3 protein-coding genes and 1 pseudogene are annotated in these 2594 nt (G+C 67.6%); 2 read left to right on the plus strand and 2 right to left on the minus strand.

Annotated features, from left to right (window positions below; translation table 11 throughout):
• Positions 1-125: pseudogene (locus ACRDUX_RS29100) on the minus strand (bifunctional methylenetetrahydrofolate dehydrogenase/methenyltetrahydrofolate cyclohydrolase); the annotation flags it as partial.
• 59 nt (positions 126-184) lie between these two features.
• On the opposite strand from ACRDUX_RS29100, the gene ACRDUX_RS29105 reads away from it, so the two are divergent.
• A complete protein-coding gene (locus ACRDUX_RS29105; protein ID WP_526419015.1) occupies positions 185-1384 on the plus strand; it encodes an NADH:flavin oxidoreductase in 1200 nt (399 codons plus the stop codon).
• An 8-nt stretch (positions 1385-1392) separates the two neighbouring features.
• Here the strand turns inward: ACRDUX_RS29105 and ACRDUX_RS29110 are convergent, their stop codons facing one another.
• Positions 1393-1965, minus strand: coding sequence for a hypothetical protein (locus ACRDUX_RS29110; protein WP_526419017.1), 573 nt, complete (start codon positions 1963-1965; stop codon positions 1393-1395).
• A gap of 165 nt (positions 1966-2130) precedes the next feature.
• On the opposite strand from ACRDUX_RS29110, the gene ACRDUX_RS29115 reads away from it, so the two are divergent.
• Positions 2131-2594: FHA domain-containing protein (locus ACRDUX_RS29115; protein WP_526419019.1), on the plus strand; the 464-nt coding region annotated here is incomplete at its 3' end.

Here is a 2594-nt window from a genome sequence, read left to right on the forward strand (position 1 = left end):
TCGCCGACCAGGACCGTGCCAAGGCCGGGTGTCCGCCCTGCAGCCGTCAACTTCGCGACGCGCTCCTTGAGGTCGACGAAGATCTCGTCGCGCGTGGCCTTGCCGTCCAGCGTGATCGCTCCCACGCCATTCATTCTTACAGCCGTCATTGACACCGTGGCCGACGGCATGCTGTGGTGCGGGGATGAACACCAGCCCAAAAGTGTTCACCGACGTGTTTGGCGAGGCCAAGCTCGGCCCGGTGACGCTGCGCAACCGCATCATCAAGGCGGCGACGTTCGAGGCGTCCACCCCTGATGCCCTGGTTACCGACGACTTGATCAGATACCACCGGCTGCCTGCCGCAGGCGGGATCGGCATGACGACGGTGGCCTACTGTGCGGTGTCTCCCGGCGGACGCACGGACGGATGGCAGCTCTGGATGCGGCCCGAGGCAGTCCCCGGACTGCGCCGCCTGACCGATGCCATCCACGCCGAAGGCGCCGCGATCAGCGCTCAGATCGGCCATGCGGGCCCGGTCGCCAATTCCCGCACGAACAAGGCCAAGGCGTACGCGCCCGTGCGGTTCTTCAACCCGCTGTCGATGAGGTTCGCCAAGAAGGCGTCCGCCGACGACATCGACGACATCACGGCAGCGCACGCCAACGCCGCGCGGCTGGCGATCGAGTCGGGCTTCGACGCCGTCGAGATTCATTTGGGCCACAACTATCTGGCGAGCTCCTTCCTCAGCCCGCTGATCAACCGTCGCACCGACGAATTCGGTGGCTCGCTCGCCAATCGCGCCAAGGTGGCGCGCGGTCTGGTGAGAGCCGTCCGAGAAGCCGTCGGCGACCGGATCGCCGTGACGGCGAAGCTCAACATGTCAGATGGCGTACGGGGCGGCATCTCACTCGACGAGTCGCTGCAGACCGCAAAGTGGCTGGAGTCCGACGGCGGACTCGACGCGCTCGAGCTCACCGCGGGCAGTTCGCTGCTCAACCCGTTGTACCTGTTCCGCGGTGACGCACCGATCAAGGAGTTCGCGGGCGCCTTCAAGCCCCCGCTGAGCTGGGGCATCCGGATGACCGGCAAGAAGTTCCTGCGCGAGTACCCCTACCGCGAGGCCTATCTGTTGGACCAGGCCAAGCAGTTTCGCGCCGAGCTCGAGATGCCGTTGATCCTTCTGGGCGGCATCACCAATCGCGAGACGATGGATCTCGCGATGGCAGAGGGATTCGACTTCGTGGCCATGGGCCGGGCGCTACTCGCCGAGCCCGATTTGATCAACCGCATCAAGGGCGACGGCGCCGAGCACTCCGTGCGCTCGGCCTGCACGCATTGCAACAAGTGCATGGCCACCATCTACAGCCACACCCATTGCGTGGTGACCGGCTCGCCGGGCTGAATACCCGGCTACCCGCCGATTTCGGCGGGTAGCGGTGGCGGAAGGGGTGTCGTCGGGGTCACCGTCTCCGGCGCCGCGCTCGACTGCACCGATGTCGGCGATGTCGTCGGTGTCGCGCCCGGCTTCGCGGACGTCGTCGGCGTCGCACTGCCTGCCGTCCCGTGGAAGTCGATCATCGGCTCGTCGCGGACCTGCTGGCCGCCGGAGGTGATGACCAGCGCGCTCGACGTCACCGTGTAGGTGATCCCGTCGTTCTCGGCGACGTAACCGCGATCGGTCGACTTGGCCACGAGGATGAGCCTCGCGCCGTCGCTCACCCGCACTCCCCGGTACTGATATTGGCCGGAGGCATCGTCCTTGCAGATCGCCACCCGGGATTGCGCCGTATAGCCGAACGCGACCGCCTTGCTCGGCGGGGCGCAGCGCGCGGTGGAGTCGATGAAACCGCTGTCATCCGTAGAGGGCGCCGCGGCCGCCGTCGGCAGGGCACCCGTCATCCCCGAGACGACCCCCACGACGACGAACGTCCCCAACGCCGCGGCTCCGATCCGTCCCCGAAGGGGCGACCACACACCGTTCACGACCCCGTCCCTCCGCCAGTCCTGCCTCACCCTCCCCATCGTCGCACCGACGAGAAACGTTGGGTGGTCCCGCCACGCGCGATGAGCGGAATTGCTGGTTCCCGTTCGCCACACCGGCGGGGACCGAACCCGCGGACGACGTCGATACCGATAGAGTTGGCCACGATGACGCGACCTGCCCCACCCGCGCTGACCGTTCGGTACGACGGGTCCCCACGAACCTTCTCGCCCGGCAACGACGTCGTCGTCGGACGTGACCTGCGAGCCGACGTACGCGTGGCCCACCCTCTGATCTCGCGAGCGCACCTCCTGCTGCGCTTCGATCAGGGCCGCTGGAAGGCGATCGACAACGGCAGCCTCAACGGGCTGTACGTCAACGGCCAGCGCGTCCCCCTCGTCGACATCGCCGACGGCATGGGCGTCAACGTCGGCAACCCGGACGGTCCGCACCTCACCTTCGAGGTGGGTCGGCACCAGGGATCGGCAGGCACACCCCCACAGACCACCTCGGTACCGATTACGCAGCGGCAGAGCGCTTCCTGGCCCAACCAGACGCCGTCGACGGGCTACCCGCGCACGCAGCCTCCCCCACCACCGCGGTCGCAACCGACGTACCCGCCCCCGCCACC

The organism is Mycobacterium sp. (assembly GCF_050701675.1).
In the GTDB taxonomy this organism is placed as follows: Bacteria; Actinomycetota; Actinomycetes; order Mycobacteriales; family Mycobacteriaceae; genus Mycobacterium.